This window comes from Methanosarcina baikalica (assembly GCF_031461075.1).
GTDB classification, from domain to species: domain Archaea; phylum Halobacteriota; class Methanosarcinia; order Methanosarcinales; family Methanosarcinaceae; genus Methanosarcina; species Methanosarcina baikalica.
In genome coordinates this window covers 18,075-36,534 of the sequence record NZ_JAVKPK010000035.1, presented here as the reverse complement: position 1 = coordinate 36,534, position 18,460 = coordinate 18,075, and the positions used below count along the sequence as shown (strand labels likewise).

At 38.4% G+C, this 18,460-nt stretch carries 17 protein-coding genes and 1 pseudogene; 12 read left to right on the top strand and 6 right to left on the bottom strand.

The genetic code is table 11. The annotated features are described in order from the left end of the window. Positions 1-182: 182 nt before the first annotated feature. The 3 genes from RG963_RS09755 to RG963_RS09745 all read right to left on the bottom strand — a co-directional run bounded on the left by RG963_RS09755 (position 183) and on the right by RG963_RS09745 (position 4,441). Positions 183-1,877: a histidine kinase N-terminal 7TM domain-containing protein gene (locus RG963_RS09755; protein ID WP_310576077.1), complete on the bottom strand. Its 1,695-nt coding sequence runs from the start codon at positions 1,875-1,877 to the stop codon at positions 183-185. Between the two features lie 289 nt (positions 1,878-2,166). Further along, on the bottom strand, positions 2,167-2,643 hold the full coding sequence (locus RG963_RS09750) for a GyrI-like domain-containing protein (protein WP_310576076.1): 477 nt from the start codon (positions 2,641-2,643) through the stop codon (positions 2,167-2,169). Positions 2,644-3,373: 730 nt separating this feature from the next. Continuing rightward, complete coding sequence (locus RG963_RS09745; RefSeq protein ID WP_310576075.1) at positions 3,374-4,441, bottom strand: hypothetical protein; 1,068 nt, start codon at positions 4,439-4,441, stop codon at positions 3,374-3,376. Positions 4,442-4,786: 345 nt separating this feature from the next. Here RG963_RS09745 and RG963_RS09740 point away from each other — a divergent pair, with 345 nt between their 5' ends. Beyond that, entirely contained in the window at positions 4,787-5,341 is a 555-nt protein-coding gene (locus tag RG963_RS09740; RefSeq protein WP_310576074.1) for a GNAT family N-acetyltransferase, read from the top strand. A gap of 280 nt (positions 5,342-5,621) precedes the next feature. Here the strand turns inward: RG963_RS09740 and RG963_RS09735 are convergent, their stop codons facing one another. After that, entirely contained in the window at positions 5,622-8,216 is a 2,595-nt protein-coding gene (locus RG963_RS09735) for a NosD domain-containing protein (protein WP_310576073.1), read from the bottom strand. Between the two features lie 563 nt (positions 8,217-8,779). On the opposite strand from RG963_RS09735, the gene RG963_RS09730 reads away from it, so the two are divergent. The 5 genes from RG963_RS09730 to RG963_RS09710 all read left to right on the top strand — a co-directional run bounded on the left by RG963_RS09730 (position 8,780) and on the right by RG963_RS09710 (position 12,471). Beyond that, a complete protein-coding gene (locus RG963_RS09730; RefSeq protein WP_310576072.1) occupies positions 8,780-9,004 on the top strand; it encodes a hypothetical protein in 225 nt (74 codons plus the stop codon). A gap of 434 nt (positions 9,005-9,438) precedes the next feature. Continuing rightward, positions 9,439-10,368 carry an NADP-dependent oxidoreductase gene (locus RG963_RS09725; protein WP_310576071.1) on the top strand — a complete coding sequence of 310 codons (930 nt, stop codon included), beginning with the start codon at positions 9,439-9,441 and terminating at the stop codon, positions 10,366-10,368. 127 nt (positions 10,369-10,495) lie between these two features. Then, the gene (locus RG963_RS09720) at positions 10,496-10,888 is read left to right on the top strand and encodes a hypothetical protein (protein ID WP_310576070.1); all 393 of its coding nucleotides are present in this window, start codon (positions 10,496-10,498) and stop codon (positions 10,886-10,888) included. A 489-nt stretch (positions 10,889-11,377) separates the two neighbouring features. Beyond that, the gene (locus RG963_RS09715; RefSeq protein WP_310576069.1) at positions 11,378-11,758 is read left to right on the top strand and encodes a protease inhibitor I42 family protein; all 381 of its coding nucleotides are present in this window, start codon (positions 11,378-11,380) and stop codon (positions 11,756-11,758) included. A 320-nt stretch (positions 11,759-12,078) separates the two neighbouring features. Then, entirely contained in the window at positions 12,079-12,471 is a 393-nt protein-coding gene (locus tag RG963_RS09710; RefSeq protein WP_310576068.1) for a YkvA family protein, read from the top strand. A 285-nt stretch (positions 12,472-12,756) separates the two neighbouring features. Here RG963_RS09710 and RG963_RS09705 read toward each other — a convergent pair whose 3' ends face one another. Next, a complete protein-coding gene (locus RG963_RS09705) occupies positions 12,757-12,966 on the bottom strand; it encodes a nucleotidyltransferase family protein (RefSeq protein WP_310576067.1) in 210 nt (69 codons plus the stop codon). A 63-nt stretch (positions 12,967-13,029) separates the two neighbouring features. Here RG963_RS09705 and RG963_RS16585 point away from each other — a divergent pair. The 4 genes and pseudogenes from RG963_RS16585 to RG963_RS09690 all read left to right on the top strand — a co-directional run. Then, a pseudogene (locus RG963_RS16585) lies at positions 13,030-13,146 on the top strand (ISNCY family transposase); the annotation flags it as partial. Between the two features lie 278 nt (positions 13,147-13,424). Further along, positions 13,425-14,660: an ABC transporter substrate-binding protein gene (locus RG963_RS09700; RefSeq protein WP_310576066.1), complete on the top strand. Its 1,236-nt coding sequence runs from the start codon at positions 13,425-13,427 to the stop codon at positions 14,658-14,660. After that, complete coding sequence (locus RG963_RS09695) at positions 14,657-15,352, top strand: GTP-binding protein (RefSeq protein ID WP_310576065.1); 696 nt, start codon at positions 14,657-14,659, stop codon at positions 15,350-15,352. Before RG963_RS09700 ends, RG963_RS09695 begins: the two co-directional genes overlap by 4 nt. 22 nt (positions 15,353-15,374) lie before the next feature. Further along, positions 15,375-16,367 (top strand): ABC transporter ATP-binding protein, encoded by a 993-nt coding sequence (locus tag RG963_RS09690; protein WP_310576064.1) that lies wholly within the window; start codon positions 15,375-15,377, stop codon positions 16,365-16,367. A gap of 137 nt (positions 16,368-16,504) precedes the next feature. On the opposite strand, the gene RG963_RS09685 is transcribed toward RG963_RS09690, so the two are convergent. After that, entirely contained in the window at positions 16,505-17,017 is a 513-nt protein-coding gene (locus tag RG963_RS09685; protein ID WP_310576063.1) for a hypothetical protein, read from the bottom strand. Between the two features lie 388 nt (positions 17,018-17,405). On the opposite strand from RG963_RS09685, the gene RG963_RS09680 reads away from it, so the two are divergent. Then, on the top strand, positions 17,406-17,609 hold the full coding sequence (locus RG963_RS09680) for a hypothetical protein (RefSeq protein ID WP_310576062.1): 204 nt from the start codon (positions 17,406-17,408) through the stop codon (positions 17,607-17,609). A 1-nt stretch (position 17,610) separates the two neighbouring features. Continuing rightward, the gene (locus RG963_RS09675) at positions 17,611-17,874 is read left to right on the top strand and encodes a type II toxin-antitoxin system RelE family toxin (RefSeq protein ID WP_310576061.1); all 264 of its coding nucleotides are present in this window, start codon (positions 17,611-17,613) and stop codon (positions 17,872-17,874) included. The last annotated feature ends 586 nt before the right edge of the window (positions 17,875-18,460 follow it).

Below are 18,460 nucleotides of genomic sequence, written 5' to 3'. Positions count from 1 at the left end.
ATATATTGAGAGAAGTATATAAATTATATAAATTAAAAACCCTTCACCGAGGTTAGACAAGATATTATTAGACAAGATATTATAATAGACTGGAAGGAAAAAATCGGAAAATAGACTAATATAAACTTTAAATACCCGGGTTTTGACAGAATATTTAACTTTCCAGGCATCTTTGTTTATTATTAAGAAGAAATTGCATGCCAGTTGCCAGGAGGTACTGTAATTTCAAACCTAGCACCCTCACCCTCAATTCCGGTCTCTTTTATTTTCATGCCCGTAATGGAAAGGATGCCTCTGACGAGAAAAAGCCCCAAACCCGTGTTTTTTCCAACGGATTTCTCAAAAATCAGTTCTTTCATTGCAGGAGAAATCCCGATGCCATCGTCTTTTACTTCGATTACAACACTATCCTCAGCCCTGCGAGAACTAACACTGATTTCAGTTACATGTTCTCCGTGAGTCCTTGCGTTGTCAAACAGATTGTAAAAGGCTTTTCTAAGCAGAGGATCAGCATATACCTCCAGTTCGCTTTCCTCGATGGAGAATTTCAAGCTCTGACCGGAAAAGGGAAACGCTGCCTCTCTTGCTGTACCACTGATAGACTGCCAGGTAGCGGAAACTACCCCGAGCTCCTGGTAATCTTTGGTGAAAATAATCTGGCTGTGGATTGTCTCAATGCCTTTATTGAGATTTTTCAAGTACTTCCCTATTCGAGGCTCATTCTTGACATCTTGAGGAAGAATTTCCGAAATCAGTTCGACGTACCCGGAAAGCACATTCACCTGATTGAGAATATCATGCCGGGTAATATTGCTCATTAGGTTTATCTTTTTGTTAGCCTGTTTTAAGGCCTCTTGATATTGGTAAATCTCAGTGATATCGTGGATCATCACCAGCTTGCCGTCTGCATTCTCCCTGGTCATGAGGGGACTGACACTAAGAGTGAAGAATTTTGTATCCAGACCGCTCTTTAAGGAGATTTCCTTGCTTAAATCGCCTTCATGAGGTTCATTCTGAGAAAGATCTATTTCCTCCCCGAAAAGATCTTTTAAATTTATTCCGGCAACATCCTTTCTTTTCTTTCCTGCCAGTTTAAGAGCTGCTTCATTGATGTCCACTATAGTATTTGTAAGGTCTACTACGATATATCCGTCATTCATAGACTCGATTACACTTCCTCTAGCAATCGGAATAATATTTAGGAACTCGTACTGCATGATGCCCCAGAAAAGGATCAAACCTGTAATTGTAAATGTAAAGGGAGTCGGATCAAAGAATTCAAAGGGACCTATATCTGCAATATGTAGAGTATTTCCCAGAACTGGAATAAAGGCCGCAGTGAGAGCAGTTGCTGCCTGAGCCCTGTAGGGCGCAGTTAGACGGATGAACTGCTCGAAGAAGAAAAAGATTCCCAGCATGATTAAAATAAGGGAATAGATATAGAAGATCCAGAAAAAGGGTCCATGTATGAGCACGAGGAGAGGAAAATCTCCTGACATATCCAGGTAATAACCCTTAAAGTGAAGTCTATGAAGACTGTTCGTAAACATTGATAGGATTACAAGAGAAGGAAGCACGAAAAATACTTTCTCATACTTTCTCACGAATTGCTTGTACATCCCTGAATATTCGGTTGCAAATAGAAACCATGCTACCGGAGTAAAGGCGATCCCTATATACTCGAGTCGAGCAAAAAAATATTTGACCTCAATATCCATGAACCCGACCTCAAAAGCGTAATTCACGGACCAAAGAGACATACTTAACATAATGAGTATAAAATATTTTGAAAAAGGCATCTTACGATTTTTGAAGGCTTTGTATGCTTTGATTGCAAGCAAAGTTGATATGAGCCCTGAAAAGATTAATGCTCCCACATAGGGAAATGCAGCGGTGGAGATTTGCAGGCTGATAGGACTACCTTCCTTTTTTCAATTATTATGAGGTGAATAGGGAGAGTCAGGAATAAAATTAAAAAGTATTAAATGTTGTAATAATTACACAAAAACTAAGTATATAAATTTATGTGTTAAGTTGAAAAACAAAGAACTTTTTAATGTAAAAGTTAAAACATATCTCAGCTGATATGAGAAGAAAAGCAGCTGTAGGAAATAAGGAAAAAGAATAAAATTATATGCAGGAAAAGGACGTTATAATTTTTCTACATTAGTCGAGAGGCGCATAAATCTCAGTTAGTATCTCTTCAGGCGGAACTTCCCTTGGATCATTAAAATAGATCTCGCGAATGGGACCAATAATTCTTTTTCCTTTTTCTGCAATCCAGGAAAACAGTTTTTCATAAGTTGGGCTGCACTCCTCGTAAGGACCTTTATGAACAATCCTTGCCATCTTGCCTCCGGGAAGTTCATACTCCCGGATTTCCTCGTTACCCGCGATTTCAACGCTGCCTGAGATAGGCACTGCAACTTCAATATCGGCATTTTCGTCGTTATCGGCCTTTTGAACCTCTTCATGCGTAATCTCATGGCACAGAAAAATAGGATATCCAGCAATCTGAACATTTTTACTGAAAGCAAATTCAAAAACTCTGGGAAGCATTATTGCAATTTCCCTGTATGCTCCTTTCCTACGCATTCCAAGCACGCGCTGAGGACTAAGTTCGACAACAGTAACTTCAGACATCAAAGACCTCCTGTGTCTATTGAATAAGTATTGAAAAACTACAATATAAGGTTTTCATGAAATGATTCGGATTCAAAAAAGGAGTTAATGAGGAAGAAGTCTCAAAGGGTTTCTCTTTGCCGGATACCACTATTGTGAACAACTCTTTCTGAAATTCTTTGCCTTACGGCTCAGAATTTTGAGGACGGGGGCTTCCTTCGAGTATTTCCGTCATCTATCATTGATTCTCAGAAGCCTGTTTGTCGAAGATTACCAACAAATTGTTGATAGTAAGGGAACTCCCCGCCTTATTGTTAAAAACAAAAAACGGAAACAGAAATGTGTTCTCGGAGAATACAAGCCTGCAGGACTGGAACGTAATTATAATATTGTTTTAAAAAATATTTATTCCGACCTTTGAAGGTTAATTCTCTCAGGGCTGTTCTTTTCAAGAATTTTCGAGCATTAAGGAGGGAATAACTCGCTGTATTTACTTTCAGAACCCCGCAGCATGGAGCCCTGGAGATTAAATCCATTAAAAACACAAAGCTGTCTGTCACGGTCTCAATGATTTTACTGGAGGACTAACTTTTCTGCCCTGAGAGCATTTTTTTATCCAGTTGGGTAGGGGAGGTCAAAATATATAAACTTATTCATAAAAATCTAAATGTAAAATAATGAAGAATAAAAAAGTTAAGAATTGTGGTAAAAATAAACCTGACATTTTTGAGATAAAATCAAAAAGAGTTGCTCAGAATTCGTCTCTGCTCTGAGAGAAACTGAGCATTCCAGGTAACTCCATATTAAATTTATATTTTCCGGAACTTGAAGCAAGAATCTGTTTTTTTATGTAATATAGCGCACTCAGAAGGCTATCACTGTTTTCAGAATCCATATCTCCGGCGTATGGGTGAATATTCTCTTCAAGGGCATCGAGAAGCCCTGTATCAAGATCGTTTATGAAGTAGGTGTCAAGGACCAGAAGATTTGAGATCTGCTCGTAGAAACCTGTAAGTTCCCTAAGCCAGTCAGGAACTCCGTAATCTGTTGAACATTTCTGCCTGTTTAGGAACACAAGGTAACTGGAGACAGTATTTATGAGATCTTCAGTAAGCCTGTTATCTGGAAATACGATTGGGAAACGTCTCAGGACTGTAGGAGCTACATAACTCGAGTACATCATTTCAGACTTACAGACTGAGGGAAAAAGCCTGGCAATCGGACTGTTAAGAACTGCAGTAACATAAGGATATTTACTTTGGTCTTTAAGAACAATACCGCAGCCGTCCTCAAACACCTGATTTCCGACAGCGTCGTATGCGGCCTGAAGATGATAGCCTTCAGTGGCAATGATCTTAGGAGTATTAAAATACTCCAGAAACTTTCTTCCTTTTATACTATAGTCTGCAGAGTTAAGGGGAGAGACATCGTGACGGAACTCTCTTTTGAATTCTAGAATTCTTCCGTAAGCCATAGGGAATCTTGCTTCCAGCTCTTCTGGGGGGATCACATCAAATTCTGTTTTGTCTTCGGAAAATTTATAAGGAAGCATAAAAAGATAAGGTGAAGGACGAAATGCGAATTTTTCGGAAAAAGCCCCTGAGACATACGGATAGACAAGTTCTGGTTCTAAAAATACGGGTTTACACAGGCCTTCGCAAAGATAATATGAGTCAGAATCACTTTCTTCAGGAAAGACAAGCCTGTGAAGCAAACCATTTTTTGTGCTTACACCTGCGAAGATGCTTTCAGAAACATCTGCAAGTGTAACCGGGATTTCACATATCTTTTCTACAATTTTGTTTTGTTTAAGAAACATCTATTTTTCACTTCTGTAGAAGTACAATGAGAAGGTATCTTCTCTTGTATTTTTATTTTCAGGACTGAACTACCAGGCGAAACATATCAATCACATGACCATTCTGGAATTTCGGACTTTTATACCCCATAAAACGATCAAAGCCCTGCCTGAAACATAGATCAAATTGGATTACTTATACAGAAACTACTACAATAACATGAGTATATAAATATATTCTCACCGAAAATAAATTATAAATATAAATCATGATGAATAAGAAGGTTCAGGTAGAAAACAGTCTCATACGGGTTCAGCTCCACTAATTAAGAAAAGTTAAATATCTATATTCAGATTATATAGTACATGCAGGAAAGAGATGAGTTCAAAACTTTTGTGATAAGAGAAGCTACATCGAAAGATGTTCAGGAAATGCTTGAAATTTTTAATTATTACGTTGAAAACAGTTTTGCAGCCTATCTCGAAACTCCTGTAGGGCCGGATTTTTTCCAGAATCTTCATAATAAGGGTGGACAGAATAAAAATGAGCATTTTCCTTTTTATGTAATCGAAGGAAAAAATAAAGTATTAGGTATCGGAACCTTGAGGCCTTATTTCCCCTTCCATAATTTCCTGCATACGGGTGTACTCTCATACTTTATACTACCAGAATATACAAGAAAAGGCCTGGGAGCAAAGCTGCTGAATACTCTGTGCCAAGAAGCTCAAAAAAAGAACATGAGAAGCCTCCTTGCAAATGTTTCCTCGAAAAATGAATCCAGCCTGAATTTTCACCTCAAACATGGATTTGAGGAATGTGGGAGGTTTAAAGCTGTCGGAACAAAGTTCGGAGCGTATTTTGATGTTGTGTGGTTCCAGAAGTTCCTGGAAGAAAGCCCAAAGAAAATTCAAAGTGATTGATTATTTCCTCTTCTTTTCAGATTTTTGCAAAGCCAGGCTGCATCGGTAAACTTAATTTCCCATATATCTTGTGATTGGAAGGATGCACTTTAAATTTGCCTTCCAATCCTCTTCAAGCAGTTTTGTTTAGTCCCGGATAAATTCCACTCAAAGCTTGTACAGCCCAGAATAAACTATCCTCACATAGCTGTACAGCCCAGGATTTCCGGTCATATTATTAAATATCCCACTGCCTGTATGCCTGACAGTCAAAACAACATTCCTTTCGCATCACTCAAAATTAATTCGTGACACGAGGACCTGCAAGAGGCAGATAATCAATACATTCTTTATTCACGGCATAAGCTACATCACATATACCATCGCCATTCTTATCTGGCCGGGTCTGGCTGAAGCCATTTCTCTTTGGTGTAGCCCAGAAATTTCCACCAAGGTTGGACCCACCGATAATATTCGTTCCCTGGGTCATGGTTGTATTCAAGCTGGTTCCGGGATTTGTACCTTGGAAGTAAATATTGTTTGTGTTATTGAATAAATTATTGAAGATCGAGCTGTTTCCTGAGTCCATAAGACAGAAACCGTATTCTGAATTTGAAACAACCTTGTTATTAGTCAATATATTACTTCTGGAAGAACCTAAATAGACACCGTACCTGGAGTTCGAGTTTGCCCAATTGCCTGACAACCCGTTATTACTGGAGTTTTTCAAATAAATACCGAATTTGTTGTTTGATGCGGTATTATCATCCAGCTTATTATTGCTGGAAGAACCGAGCCATATACCATAAATGTTGCTTGTTGCCGTGTTATTAAGAAGTGAGTTTTTGCTGGAATTCTGTAAAGAGATAGAAACTTCATTTCTCGAGGCTATATTGCTATTTAATGTGTTTCCGACAGAATCCCATAGATTGATTCCAGATGCAGTACTATTTAGTGCAATATTTTCTGTCAGCGCGTTTCCGCTCGAGGCTTTCACATAGATACCGACTTTATTATTTAATGCCCTGTTATTATTCAGTTTATTGTTATTGCTGGAAGAGTATAGCCAGGTACCGTAGTTGCTGTCAGATACTGTATTATTATTAAGCACATTTTCACTGGAATCGTGCAGAACAATGCAAACATTGCTGTTCGATACCGTGGAATTGCTCAATATATTTTCACCTGAATTCCACAGATTGATACCTGAGTCACTATTATTAAACGCCGTATTGTTGTTAAGCATGTTTCCACTGGAAACTTTCACATAGATACCGGCTTTATTGTATGATACGTTGTTCTCATTCAGCGTATTATTGTTAGAAGAGTCTACCCAGATGCCGTAACTACTGTCAGACACACTGTTATTAACAATTGTATTTTCGCTGGAATTACGCAGGAGGAGAGAGATACCGTTACCTGACACAATGTTATTACTTAGTACATTATAATCTGAAGATTCCGGACGAATTTCTATCTCTACATTTGAACTTGAATTATTGCCAACTATAGGGATGCTGCCACTTGAAGGATTTGGAATAGCGCCGTTGTATTTGTCAGATATCTGGTTGTTCTCAATATAGCAATGCTTAACTCCATTAAGACGAATTCCGGCATAGGGGGAATTTATAGGTCCTGTTATACCGAATCCTCTAATTGTCACTCCGTCCGCAGTAACGTAGAAAACATTATCCTCACTGCTGGTTCCCTTAACTATGGTATCTGCAGGACTGCCAGATGCAGAGATGAGAGTTAAATTCGTCACGGGTACATCGATATTTTCTCTATAGATGCCCGGATAAATAATGACTACATCCCCAGGTGATGCATTGTCTACTGCAGCCTGAATAGAAACAAAATCCGCAGCCTGACCTGCACTGTTACTTACAATAATTGTATTTGGCTTTGATTCTGTGAGGGGAAGGTAATCTATGAATTCGCTGCCCTCAATGTTATACCGGACATCAAGGATCCCATCAAGATCAGCGTCCCTGACTCCTTCAGGATACACTACAGTACCATTGGGTTTTGCCCAGAGATTTCCTCCAAGGTAAGGACCGCCAGCTATGTTAGTACCTGTAGTTTTGGTCGTGTTCCAGATATTTACGCGTGAAACCGGTTCGGGTTCTACATTAACTATGTTATTGAAATAGTTATTATAAATCAGGTTGTTAGAAGTCTCGTATATATGCAGTCCCAGTTTCTTATTGAGGGTTACAATATTATTTATCAAGGTATTACCGTTTGACTCGCCACTGAGAGAGATACCCTCACTGTTTTTTGAAACGAAGTTATTTTCTAATTTATTATTAGGAGAATCAAAAAGTGAAATTCCATTACCGCAATTCGAGATTGAATTATTACTCATATTGTTATACGAGCTGCCACCAAGGCTAATACCCGTCAAACTGTCTGAGATTTCATTATTATTGATCTGATTACCTGAACTGAACATGTATAGATCAATACCACAGCCGTTGTTAGATAATTTATTGTTTTCAATATGGCAATCAATAGCTCCAAAAAAATGGATTCCAGCGGAACTGGACCCATTTATACTAAAGCCTTTAATGCTTACGCCATTTGCCCAGATGCTGAAAATATCTTCAGAACCGTTGGCTGCCCTTACTATAGTATTGGAGAAATTTCCGGATTCGGAAACGATAGATAGGGACTTGGTAACTTTAATATTCTCCTCATAGATACCGGGCTTGACAATTATTTCATCTCCTGGATTTGCAGCATTTACCGCAGCCTGGATCGAGGTGAAATTTGCAACCTGACCTGCGCCGTTATTTACAGAAATTGCGATAGCTGCTGCATTCCCTGCAGTAATCAGATGAAAAGCTAGAATTACTAAAAAGACAATTATGCATTTTCCTTTTATTTGCCGCATGGTAAGCACCGTAGTAACATTTTGGATCGAGTAACAAGATTTTGTTTTTATACCAATCATTCGAGTTAGTAAACTGATATGGAGAAATTTATGTGAGGCATTACAGGATATTCTGGAACCCTAAATGACTGAGATTGACTCGAGTTTTTAGGAGTTGAACCTCTTTTACCTGTAAACTCCAGACTTACAGATCAGTCTTTAAAAAGAAGACCAGAGACCAAAAAACTCTCAGCAAAAATTTCTCAATTATTTATTTATTTAACCGAGTTAAATGATTGTCCCACTGTTATTAATGCGTATAATGATAGCATTTTTCAGCCGGAACACTTAGAATTTTGAAATCAAATACATATATAAAAAAATAGTACTGTTATATAAAATTAACTCAGGAGTTCGAAACTTATCTAATGTGAGACAAAATTTCACAAAGGTTATTATTGTTCATAAAGCAGAATATTTCCCATAAAAATATAGCATGCAATACTCGAAACCAAATAAACAAACACTTGATAGAAAAATGATAATTAAAAGAGAACAAAATTGTGTAAGGAGAGTTATGATACATGGAATCCGAAGATTACCTGCATGCTCTTGAAACAATAGGGAAAATTCTGCTTTTCACACCTTTTCTGGTATCACTCCTGCTGCTTGTATCTGGAAGTTCAAAGAATAACCCCGGACTGGAGGAAGCCGGTTTTTCTGCTGGACTGATGATAGCAGCAGGATTTTTTACACTGGTTTATGCTGCAATCATGTGGTTCAGGCAAGGATTTAGAAAAAAGAAGTGAAAAATTAAGCTGGAAACTTAGATATAAAATTAGGAAAAAATGAAATTTTCTGCTTTTCCGGAATAATAAAAACCTGAATTGGGACTTAACCCCTAATTTTTAAACTCTTAAATTTGACTAAATAATATGAGAAGTATAGGATTTTTTAATTCCTGTTAAAGAAATAGGGAAAATTAAAATAGAATAAGTAAAATATAAATTAAGGGGGTTGATTTGAAGAAAAAAGGAGTTCTGCTTCCTTTTATCAATATTATTCCAAAAGAACTGAGATTATAATCGATAAAATTGTGCCAAAAAGCGTTAGAACGAACTTTTTATGTAAGGGACTCTCTTGGTGTTCAGCAATACGTAAAGGCACATACTTTGTATTTAGAGGATAAAACGAGGGATATGGGGATATAACTCGTTAAAGAGACTTTTTTTGAGGTGAAAATATGAAAGCGATAAAAATTCATGAGTTTGGAAAGCCGGAAGTTCTGAAATATGAGGACATTCCCGAACCCAAGCCGAGTCCGGGTGAGATTCGGATTCGAATTATTGCAGCTGGAGTCAACCCTATGGATTGGAAGATACGCAGCGGCTATATAAGTGAATTGCCTTTGCCGACAATTATGGGACTGGATGTTGCAGGCATTGTAGACGCTGTAGGGGAAGGGGAAGTTTCCTTCCACGTAGGGGATGAAGTTTTTGCTAAAGTCTCGATCGGGCAGGGAGGATATGCTGAGTACACTGTTGTCAATTCTACACAGGTGGCGCAAAAACCCAAAAGCATTGGATTCATTGAAAGCGCAGCAATTCCTACTGCCGGACTGGCTGCCTGGCAGTCACTTTTTGATATTGCCGGACTCGATAAGGGGCAATCCGTGCTAATCCACGGCGCTGCGGGAGGGGTTGGGACTTTTGCAGTTCAGTTCGCCAAATGGAAAGGAGCTTATGTCATCGGTACTGCGTCGAGTGAAAATGCCCAATTCTTGAAAAGCATAGGCGCTGACGAGGCAATCGACTACAAGAACCAGCGGTTTGAGGATGTCATGAGCAATCTGGATGTAGTGCTGGATACGATAGGGGGAGATACGTTCGAGAGATCCTGGGGCGTATTAAAACCCGGTGGATTCCTGGTAACAACTGTAACCAGTATTCCTGAGGGAAATCCCGAAAAATATGGAGTACGTGCAAAAACTCTCATGACCCGACCTGACGGAAAAGAACTTGCTCAAATCGCAGCCATAATAGACGAAAAGAAAATCAAGCCGATCGTGACGACTGTACTTCCTCTGACAGATGCACGGAAAGCTCATGAGATGAGCGAAAGCCACCATGCACGCGGAAAGATTGTTCTGCGCGTTGCAGAGGATCCGAAGTAAAGCCGGACCCTAGCCTGGAAGCAAGCACGGAAGCAATAGGAAGAAAGATACATTGAAAACAAATTCCAATGGAAGGAAGAGAGATGCAAGTTATCTGAGCCCTTAAACTGCTGAAAGAGGGAGAAAGATGCCAGAACAACCGAAAAAGTCCAGAAGTCTTATACCGCTTTACATACTCATTGTGATATTTTATACCATTGTCGCGTTTCGAGGAGGTGAAGATGATATCATTTCGGAATCAGTGTCACATGAATCTGATTTTCAGACCAACCTTACAGAAGGTGTGAATTATAAACTCTGGATCGAGAATCCTGAAGGCCCCGAAAAAATAAATGTGACAATAAGCAAAGGCTCCTATGTTGCATTTCAAAATACATTCACGCTGGCGCACTCTGGAAGAGACTACCTTCCTTACCATCCAGAGTTTACTGTGAAAGAAAACGGAACTTATCAGGTACATGTTAACCCACTGGACTCAGGAACTGTTAATCTGAAAATAGAGAGCTACCACCTGAAATAGAATGCAAAAATCAACTAGAAAACACAAAGAGAGAAAATAATTATTTTCTGGTTCTTCATTTTTGAGTGAGTAATTGATGTACATTTCTAAATATAAGCATCAGGTGTAAAAATTAAAAAACTTTTTGTTGAAAATAGTATTCCAATTCGATAATTTTTTGGCATTATTCAATAAAGATTTATTGTAAGGACAATTTATTCTATCTGTTATATATATTTATCAGTCATAGGTATATACATAAAGACTATTAGAATTTATTTCTGCTAGTTAGAAAATAAAAGGATGGAGATATTTTTATTTTTACTTATTTGATTTAGTGTAGCCATTCTGTGCTGAAAATAAATCTGAGTTTTGAAGATCCTATAAAATTCAAAGTATGCGCAAAATAAAGGTGTGTAACCGGAATAATTTAGAAAATTACTGTAAGTAACAGGTGATAAGATGTCGAAAACTCGACTTGGAATAATGGTTTTAATAATATGTTTGATTATGGCAGCGATTCCAGCAGCTGTATGTTCTACGCCTCATGCGACAGGTCATCATAAGATAATAACCGAAGCTGATGACGGAAAGAGTATATATCTAAAAAAAGGAGACAGTTTTTACCTGATGCTTAAGGAAAACCCAAGTACGGGCTATTCCTGGGAACTTAGCCTGAGCAAAGGACTTGGCCTGCTCTCGGATAAATATTATTCCCCGGAATCTTCTAAAAAAGGTGAAAAATTCATTGTTGGTGCTGCAGGGTTTCATTTATGGAAAATTAAAGCCGTGGCTACAGGCAAGCAGCAGATAAACGGAATATACAAGAGATCCTGGGAGAAAGAAACCGGCGAGGAGCAGACCTTCAAGCTTAATGTTGTAGTGGTCTGAACCGCGTCCTTACGATCTTCTTCATGTTGAGATCACTTGTCAAACCTGACTTACTTCAACAAACTTAATATACTTATTACTACTATTTTTATTTGCATTTAATTATTTTAAGTGCACCTATATTTTTGGCAGAAACCGGAAGGAGTACTTGATTTAAAATCTTTTTTATGATGATGCAACAAGTTAAGATTTCTACAGGCAAAATTTGAATTATTTTCGTGGAAAGACCATTAATTGTCTCAATTGATGCAAAAAAATCCAATTTGAGAGTTAATTTAAGAGACCAAACATACAATCCACTTTAAGACTGGAGGATTATCATGGATAAAATCTATGATGTAAGAACAGAGCAAATTGAAGCAAATCTTGAACAATTTAAAGTCAATCCGAATCAGCTTTCTGATACCAGCATGATTTTTCCTGAAACAGTGAGAAGAACTCGTTCCCGCCCGACAGATCTCAGGAAAATTTGGGATTATTTGGAATTATTGTTTTCGATGTTATCAGATTCCTTTAATAAGAAATACCCGGTTCCCAAGAAAACAGTATTCGTGATAACATTCGCTCTCCTGTATCTCATAAGTCCAATTGACATTTCTCCAGATATTATTCCTTTAATCGGATTTGTGGATGATGTCGCTGTACTTGCTTTTGCATTTAGCCTTATTAAAGATGACTTGGAAAATTATAGAGCCTGGAAAATGAGTAACTGATAGCAACTTTGTTCACCTGTGATCTCAATTCGACTGATCATTCCATCCTGAACCAGGTTACTGGATAGAAAATAGTCTTTATCCAGACCTTCAGTTTATTTATCAATATTCAATTGAATTGAGAATGTGGCTGAGGTAAACAGGGTCATTTTTTCATACATAGATTACTTTTGCTTTTTTTTGATTCCGTCAATAAGGTATGACTTATTGACCTTTCGATAAGTAGTCGATTTTTACTCCAAACTCTGACAATTCACTCTCAATCCTGACTAGAGTAAGCAAACTTTAAGATTCAGAAAACTCTACAAGAATGTCGATATCGCTCTCCGGCTTTTCTTTTCCTTTTGCATAAGAGCCAAAAATCGCTATCTTTGTTGCTCCTTCTTTTTCAAGGAAGAACTTTTTTGAACAACTCTTTGTGCTGGATAGCGTTCTCCATGTCAATATATTTTCTTTGTGATCATCTAAAGGTATGCTGGAGTAAAATGACGACAAAAGAAGGAAAAAACAGAACCCCGCTTAAGGGCAACAGTTTTTCTATAGATCTCCCCTACTTCAAAAAAAGAGAGCAGGAGACTCTATGTTATGATGAATTTTTTAGTGTATCAGTTGATGTTACTTTCGAATTTGCAAAATGGTGTCAAAAATCCAAATTCGTTTGCAAATTACGTGTGAGGTAAATGTTTATCGAATTAGAGCAGGGGGAATGATGAGCTAATTTGAGGAGCTCATAGGAATAGCAATTCCTAGATGAAAATATTTATATGTTTGTATCTGTATTGGAATAACTGACATCCCACAAAACAGAAAAAAACAAGAGCTGGTGTAAATGTGGAATTGATAAGATATGATAACATAAGTTTTTTCCTTGATGGAAATACTATTATTAAAAATTATAATTTTGTCATGCAGGGAGATAAGATACTGCTCAAAGGCATATTAGGGGAAATGATATGAAAGTAATTAATGAAACAATGAGTATATACCAGATCTTAAGTGAATATCCTTTTTTACTAAAAATATTCAAACAGCATGGAATGAGGAAATTTGAAAACAAGGAAGTTCTTGAAAAACTTGGACCTTTACTAAAATTGAAAACAGCCCTATCAATGGTATCGGTGAATAAAGACTCTTTTATTAAGCTCTTGAATCAGGCTATTTTGGATAGTGAAGCAAAAGGAGATTTCACCCTTGCAGATTCCCCGGAACGACAAAAAGAGCTGACCCTTCTTGCCCTTTTGCCCTGCGGCATGAAGATGCCCTTTAACCGTACATTTGAGGACTTTTCAGCTGAATACAGCAGACAAATGAATAATGTGCTCCATTCTCTTGTAGAAGGTAATGTCAATCATGAGCTCTCGTATTATGCCTATATCGATTTGATTACATCGATTGACGAACTACCGGACATAATTGTCAGTTCTGATATTAACAGTTTCTACCATAAACCCTTCCAGGAGAATTTTCTTAATAAGGAATATTTTGTAAATCTTGCTTCATCCCCTATGAACATTGATTTTGAATCCATAGGTTTTGCCGATCCCCGCGGCCAGTTTACCATGATCTCTGCAAACCTTCTTGTTCTGGTTACAATAGATGAACTCATGAAGGATGATACAAAACCAAAATCCTGGGAAGATCTTTTAAAAGATGAGTACCGGAACAAGGTTATTATGAGGGGACAGGATGGTTTTTTCTGTAACGGAGTACTTCTCCCGTTCTACCGGATGTACGGTATGGAGGGAATTAAAAAGCTTGCTTCGTCAGTATATACAGGACTCCATCCATCTGAGATGGTCAAAATGATAGACAGCAAAAAAGATGATGTACCGCCCATGTATATCATGCCTTACTTCTTTGCTAAGAAAATTCAGGACAAATCCCGGATAACGATCAATATACCTTCAGAAGGAGCTATTGTAAGCCCTGTGCAGATGCTGGTTAAAAGAAGTGCAGTAGAGCGGGTTAAGGGGATAACGGATTTTCTCTGTGGAAAGGAGTTTGGGGAAATCTCTGCCAGAGCCTTTTTCCCGACAACAAATCCTGAAGTTGACAATAATCTTAACGGTGTTGATTCACTCTATTGGCTGGGTTGGGACTTCTTGGTGAATACTGACATAGGAGCACTTAAAAAAGAGGTTGAAGAGGTTTTCAATAAACAGTTTAAGGAAACTGGTGGTATTGTGTGAGGCTTGTTACAGTAGCAGGTCCTCCATCGTCAGGAAAAACCAGTATCATTATCAAGACCATCGAAGAGCTTAGACACAAGGGTTTCACAATCGGTGTGGTAAAATTTGACTGTCTCTCGGCTCAGGATGAGGAGCTCTATTCCACTCACAATATTCCGGTCAGAACCGGGCTCTCCAGAGGGCTCTGTCCTGACCACTTTTTTGTAAGCAATATTGAAGAAGCCCTCAGGTGGGCAAAAGAGAGGAAGTTTGATTTTCTGATTACCGAGAGTGCCGGTCTCTGCAACCGATGTTCTCCGCATATTAAGGATGTTCTGGCAATTTGTGTTATTGATAACCTGAGTGGTGTCAACACACCTAAAAAAATCGGTCCCATGTTAAAACTTGCAGACATTGTTGTTATTACTAAAGGGGATATTGTTTCCCAGGCAGAGCGTGAGGTCTTTGCATACAGGGTCAGACAGGTTAACCCCAGGGGAATGATAATTCAGATTAATGGTGTTACAGGACAGGGTAGTTTCTATCTTGCAAAACTTATGGAAAAAAATTCTGCAATAGAAACCCTTCAAGGAGCTACACTTCGATTTACCATGCCCGGAGCTCTATGTTCATACTGTCTTGGAGAGAGAAAAATTGGGGATGACAGGCAGATTGGTGTTTCAAAGCTGGTAAATTTCAGAGGAGAAGAATAGATTGCGGACAGATTTGCTTCACATGACGATAAATGAACTCAGGAAGATAATGCCCTGGATAGAGGATTACTTCTCTTCATTTGCAATTGATCCCTTGCAGTTCGGGAACAAGAAACTGGAAGAGCTGGGTTCGATACTTGGTGAAGATTATTTTATCGAGCAGGGAAGCAGCTCTCTCACCTTTATTGATGGTTTCTTTCTATTTATGGAGCAGGCCAGGGCTCTTCAACAGGGAAGCGGGTTCACAGTTGAATCCTTGAGTGTGCTCCCAGGACATAATAAGAATGGTGAAAAAGAGGCCTTTTCGGTAGATCTAAAAAAGGGCGAGGTGACAGCAATTGTCGGTCCTACAGGATCAGGCAAGTCACGTCTTCTGGCTGATATTGAATCTCTGGCTCAGGAGGATACTCCCACCGGCCGCAAAATACTGATTGATGGCCGATCTCCAGGTGATGAGGAGCGTTTCTCAACTGAGGGGCGTTTTATCGCACAGCTTTCACAGAACATGAACTTTGTTATGGATCTCAGTGTCGAGGAGTTTCTGACCATGCATGCCGAGAGCCGTATGGTTGATGAGATATCCTATATTGTTAAGAAAATATATGATACTGCAAACATTCTGGCAGGAGAACCTTTCAGCAGAGAAACTCCTGTTACAGAGCTCTCAGGGGGACAATCACGCGCTCTGATGATTGCAGATACCGCACTTCTCAGTCCGGCACCTGTTGTCTTGATCGACGAGATTGAGAATGCAGGCGTTGACAAGATTAGATCTCTGGAGCTTCTGATAAGTAATAACAAGATTGTTTTAATCAGTACTCATGATCCTCTTCTGGCTCTATCGGCAGATCAGCGACTGGTCATTCAAAATGGCGGGATTTCAAAACTATTAAAAACCACACCGGATGAAAAAAAGTACCTGAAGAGCCTCAAAAAAATAGACAGCAAACTTACTCTTATCCGAAATCAGTTGAGAAGGGGGGAAGAAATCGACTTCAGAGATCCTCTGGCGTAGCTTAATTTCATAGGGATAAAGAATAGCACAAAATTTCCATATTCCTGCCGTCCAATCACATTTAATAAGTCGTCAATAATTAATATTTTTGGGGGAAATATAGATTATATCTTCCCTGCTTCAAAAAAGAAACATGTTCACGTTATTCCTGCTAACTCAGACGCTTTTTCAAGATGGCCTGTACCGGAATTGCGAAATGTTCTGGCCTTTTGGAAATTTTCAGCTCCTAAAGTACCGTTTTTCGCTTTATTTGCTCCCTGTAACAAAAACTGACCTGCAGAGTTATAGTCCTGAAGACCCGCCCTCCATTCTTTCTGCGCATCCTGGAGTTTGGGAGATACGGTATATTGATCATTTTCCTGAATGGCGTTCTGAGTATCATTTACTATTTGTTGTGAATAAACCGCGAGTGTGGCATAATCAGAATTGTTTGTAGCGTTGGATACACCGTCCAGATCTGTTTTAAGTATATTCAAATGCTTCTGAACGTTAGTTCCCCATGCAATATCCTGGTAGGCTGACTTAAAGGTATTTAGCGGCGAAGTTGGTTGAGCCTGAGAAGCATTTTTATCATTTTGTGATCCGGCAAAAACCCCGACAATCAGTGCAACCAGCAAAATAAACAATGTGAAGTAGATGTATTTTTTCATATACACGCCCCTAAACTTCCATTTAGACTATATAAATTCAGAAGAGATGTATTAGAAGATTTCCATTACGTTTTTCTATATTCTATCTAAAGTATGGAAAAAATCGTTTTGAGAAAGTGTGTATATCGAGACTTCTAAATAAGAAATAAGCTTGTATTACTTTTTTATTATATTTCCGCCCCGGCACAGCTCAAATCTTACTATTGCGCCGCAGAGTTGAAGTTTCTTTAGTTTTAAAAGCATATGTCAGCGAGATTTTTTTCTCGGCTTAAATCAAGCTGTTTTGACCCCATCTAAACTGCAGAAAAGCCACGCACGAGTCTTAAAAGATAAGCAGGTATATCAGAGAAAGCATACCTATAAATAAGATTCATATTAACCATTTATTATGGTTGAGGCTGGTTTTGAGGAGAAAGTGATAAAGGAACTCGATTCTATCAAAAAACAACTGACAGACATAAGAGAGCATATGGTAGACGTAGACTGTATACTCACCGATAAGGAAAGAAAGCTCGTAGATAAAAGCTATGAGCACCAGAAAAAAGAAAAACTGACATCCCTTTCAGAGTTCAAGAAAGAACTGGGGCTCTAACATGTTTGAGATTTTTCTGGATACTTCTGCGAAGAACTTTATCAAAAAACTCGATCCAAAAAACAGCCAGAGAATTCTCAAAGCCATTGAAAAACTCGCTGAAGATCCGATTCCCCACGATGCCAAAAGAATCTACGGCACCAGCGAAAAGCTTTTTAGAATAAGAGTTGGAGATTTCAGGATTCTCTATCGGATTGACTATGAAGAGATTATCGTAATTATTGTCAGCGTCGATTCGAGAAAGAGAGTATATCGAGACTTCTAAGTTTAAAAGCAACTTGTTTTAAATCACTTTTTAATTATATTTCCGGCCTAGCACCATCAAAATCTTCCCATTGCACCGCCTGTAACATTTTCAAGTTCCTCAGCTTCAAGACAGACCTGAATCGCTTCTTTTATACGTTCCATAGCCTGTTCAACCGTTTTTCCCTAAGTATGACAACCACAGATGTTAGGAACTTTTGCAATATATATCCCGTCTTCGTCCTGCTCGATCAGAACCGTATAATTCAAGCTCTTGCCCATCTTTACCAGAGTAACATTTAATTTGTGAGTATTTAAAGTTGTACCGGTAAAATTGAAGATAAAAGTAAACTGAGAATTTAAAAAGCCGGATCGATATAATTTTTTTATAATATTTCCGCCCCAGCCCCTCTCAAATCTTCCTACTGCGTCACATTCATTATTTCAGAAGATTTCTATAGAGCCCAAAACGTATCCTCTTCAAATTGTATGGGTAAAAGTAAATTTCATGTATTTGCTAAAAAACTAAAAATTTAATTAAGTTTAATAAACAGCTTCAAACGACACATTTAACTTTATAACTGTGTGGTAAATTTGTTGAATAGTTT

What these genes read in the sequence shown, in the direction of transcription:
- RG963_RS09745 (WP_310576075.1), bottom strand. Translation starts at nt 4,441, where the DNA reads ATGTTTCTTAAACAAAACAAAATTGTAGAAAAGATATGTGAAATCCCG.
- RG963_RS09690 (WP_310576064.1), top strand. Translation starts at nt 15,375, where the DNA reads ATGACGATAAATGAACTCAGGAAGATAATGCCCTGGATAGAGGATTAC.
- RG963_RS09675 (WP_310576061.1), top strand. Translation starts at nt 17,611, where the DNA reads ATGTTTGAGATTTTTCTGGATACTTCTGCGAAGAACTTTATCAAAAAA.
- RG963_RS09680 (WP_310576062.1), top strand. Translation starts at nt 17,406, where the DNA reads ATGGTTGAGGCTGGTTTTGAGGAGAAAGTGATAAAGGAACTCGATTCT.
- RG963_RS09725 (WP_310576071.1), top strand. Translation starts at nt 9,439, where the DNA reads ATGAAAGCGATAAAAATTCATGAGTTTGGAAAGCCGGAAGTTCTGAAA.
- RG963_RS09750 (WP_310576076.1), bottom strand. Translation starts at nt 2,643, where the DNA reads ATGTCTGAAGTTACTGTTGTCGAACTTAGTCCTCAGCGCGTGCTTGGA.
- RG963_RS09685 (WP_310576063.1), bottom strand. Translation starts at nt 17,017, where the DNA reads ATGAAAAAATACATCTACTTCACATTGTTTATTTTGCTGGTTGCACTG.
- RG963_RS09700 (WP_310576066.1), top strand. Translation starts at nt 13,425, where the DNA reads ATGAAAGTAATTAATGAAACAATGAGTATATACCAGATCTTAAGTGAA.
- RG963_RS09710 (WP_310576068.1), top strand. Translation starts at nt 12,079, where the DNA reads ATGGATAAAATCTATGATGTAAGAACAGAGCAAATTGAAGCAAATCTT.
- RG963_RS09740 (WP_310576074.1), top strand. Translation starts at nt 4,787, where the DNA reads ATGCAGGAAAGAGATGAGTTCAAAACTTTTGTGATAAGAGAAGCTACA.
- RG963_RS09730 (WP_310576072.1), top strand. Translation starts at nt 8,780, where the DNA reads ATGGAATCCGAAGATTACCTGCATGCTCTTGAAACAATAGGGAAAATT.
- RG963_RS09720 (WP_310576070.1), top strand. Translation starts at nt 10,496, where the DNA reads ATGCCAGAACAACCGAAAAAGTCCAGAAGTCTTATACCGCTTTACATA.
- RG963_RS09715 (WP_310576069.1), top strand. Translation starts at nt 11,378, where the DNA reads ATGGCAGCGATTCCAGCAGCTGTATGTTCTACGCCTCATGCGACAGGT.
- RG963_RS09735 (WP_310576073.1), bottom strand. Translation starts at nt 8,216, where the DNA reads ATGCGGCAAATAAAAGGAAAATGCATAATTGTCTTTTTAGTAATTCTA.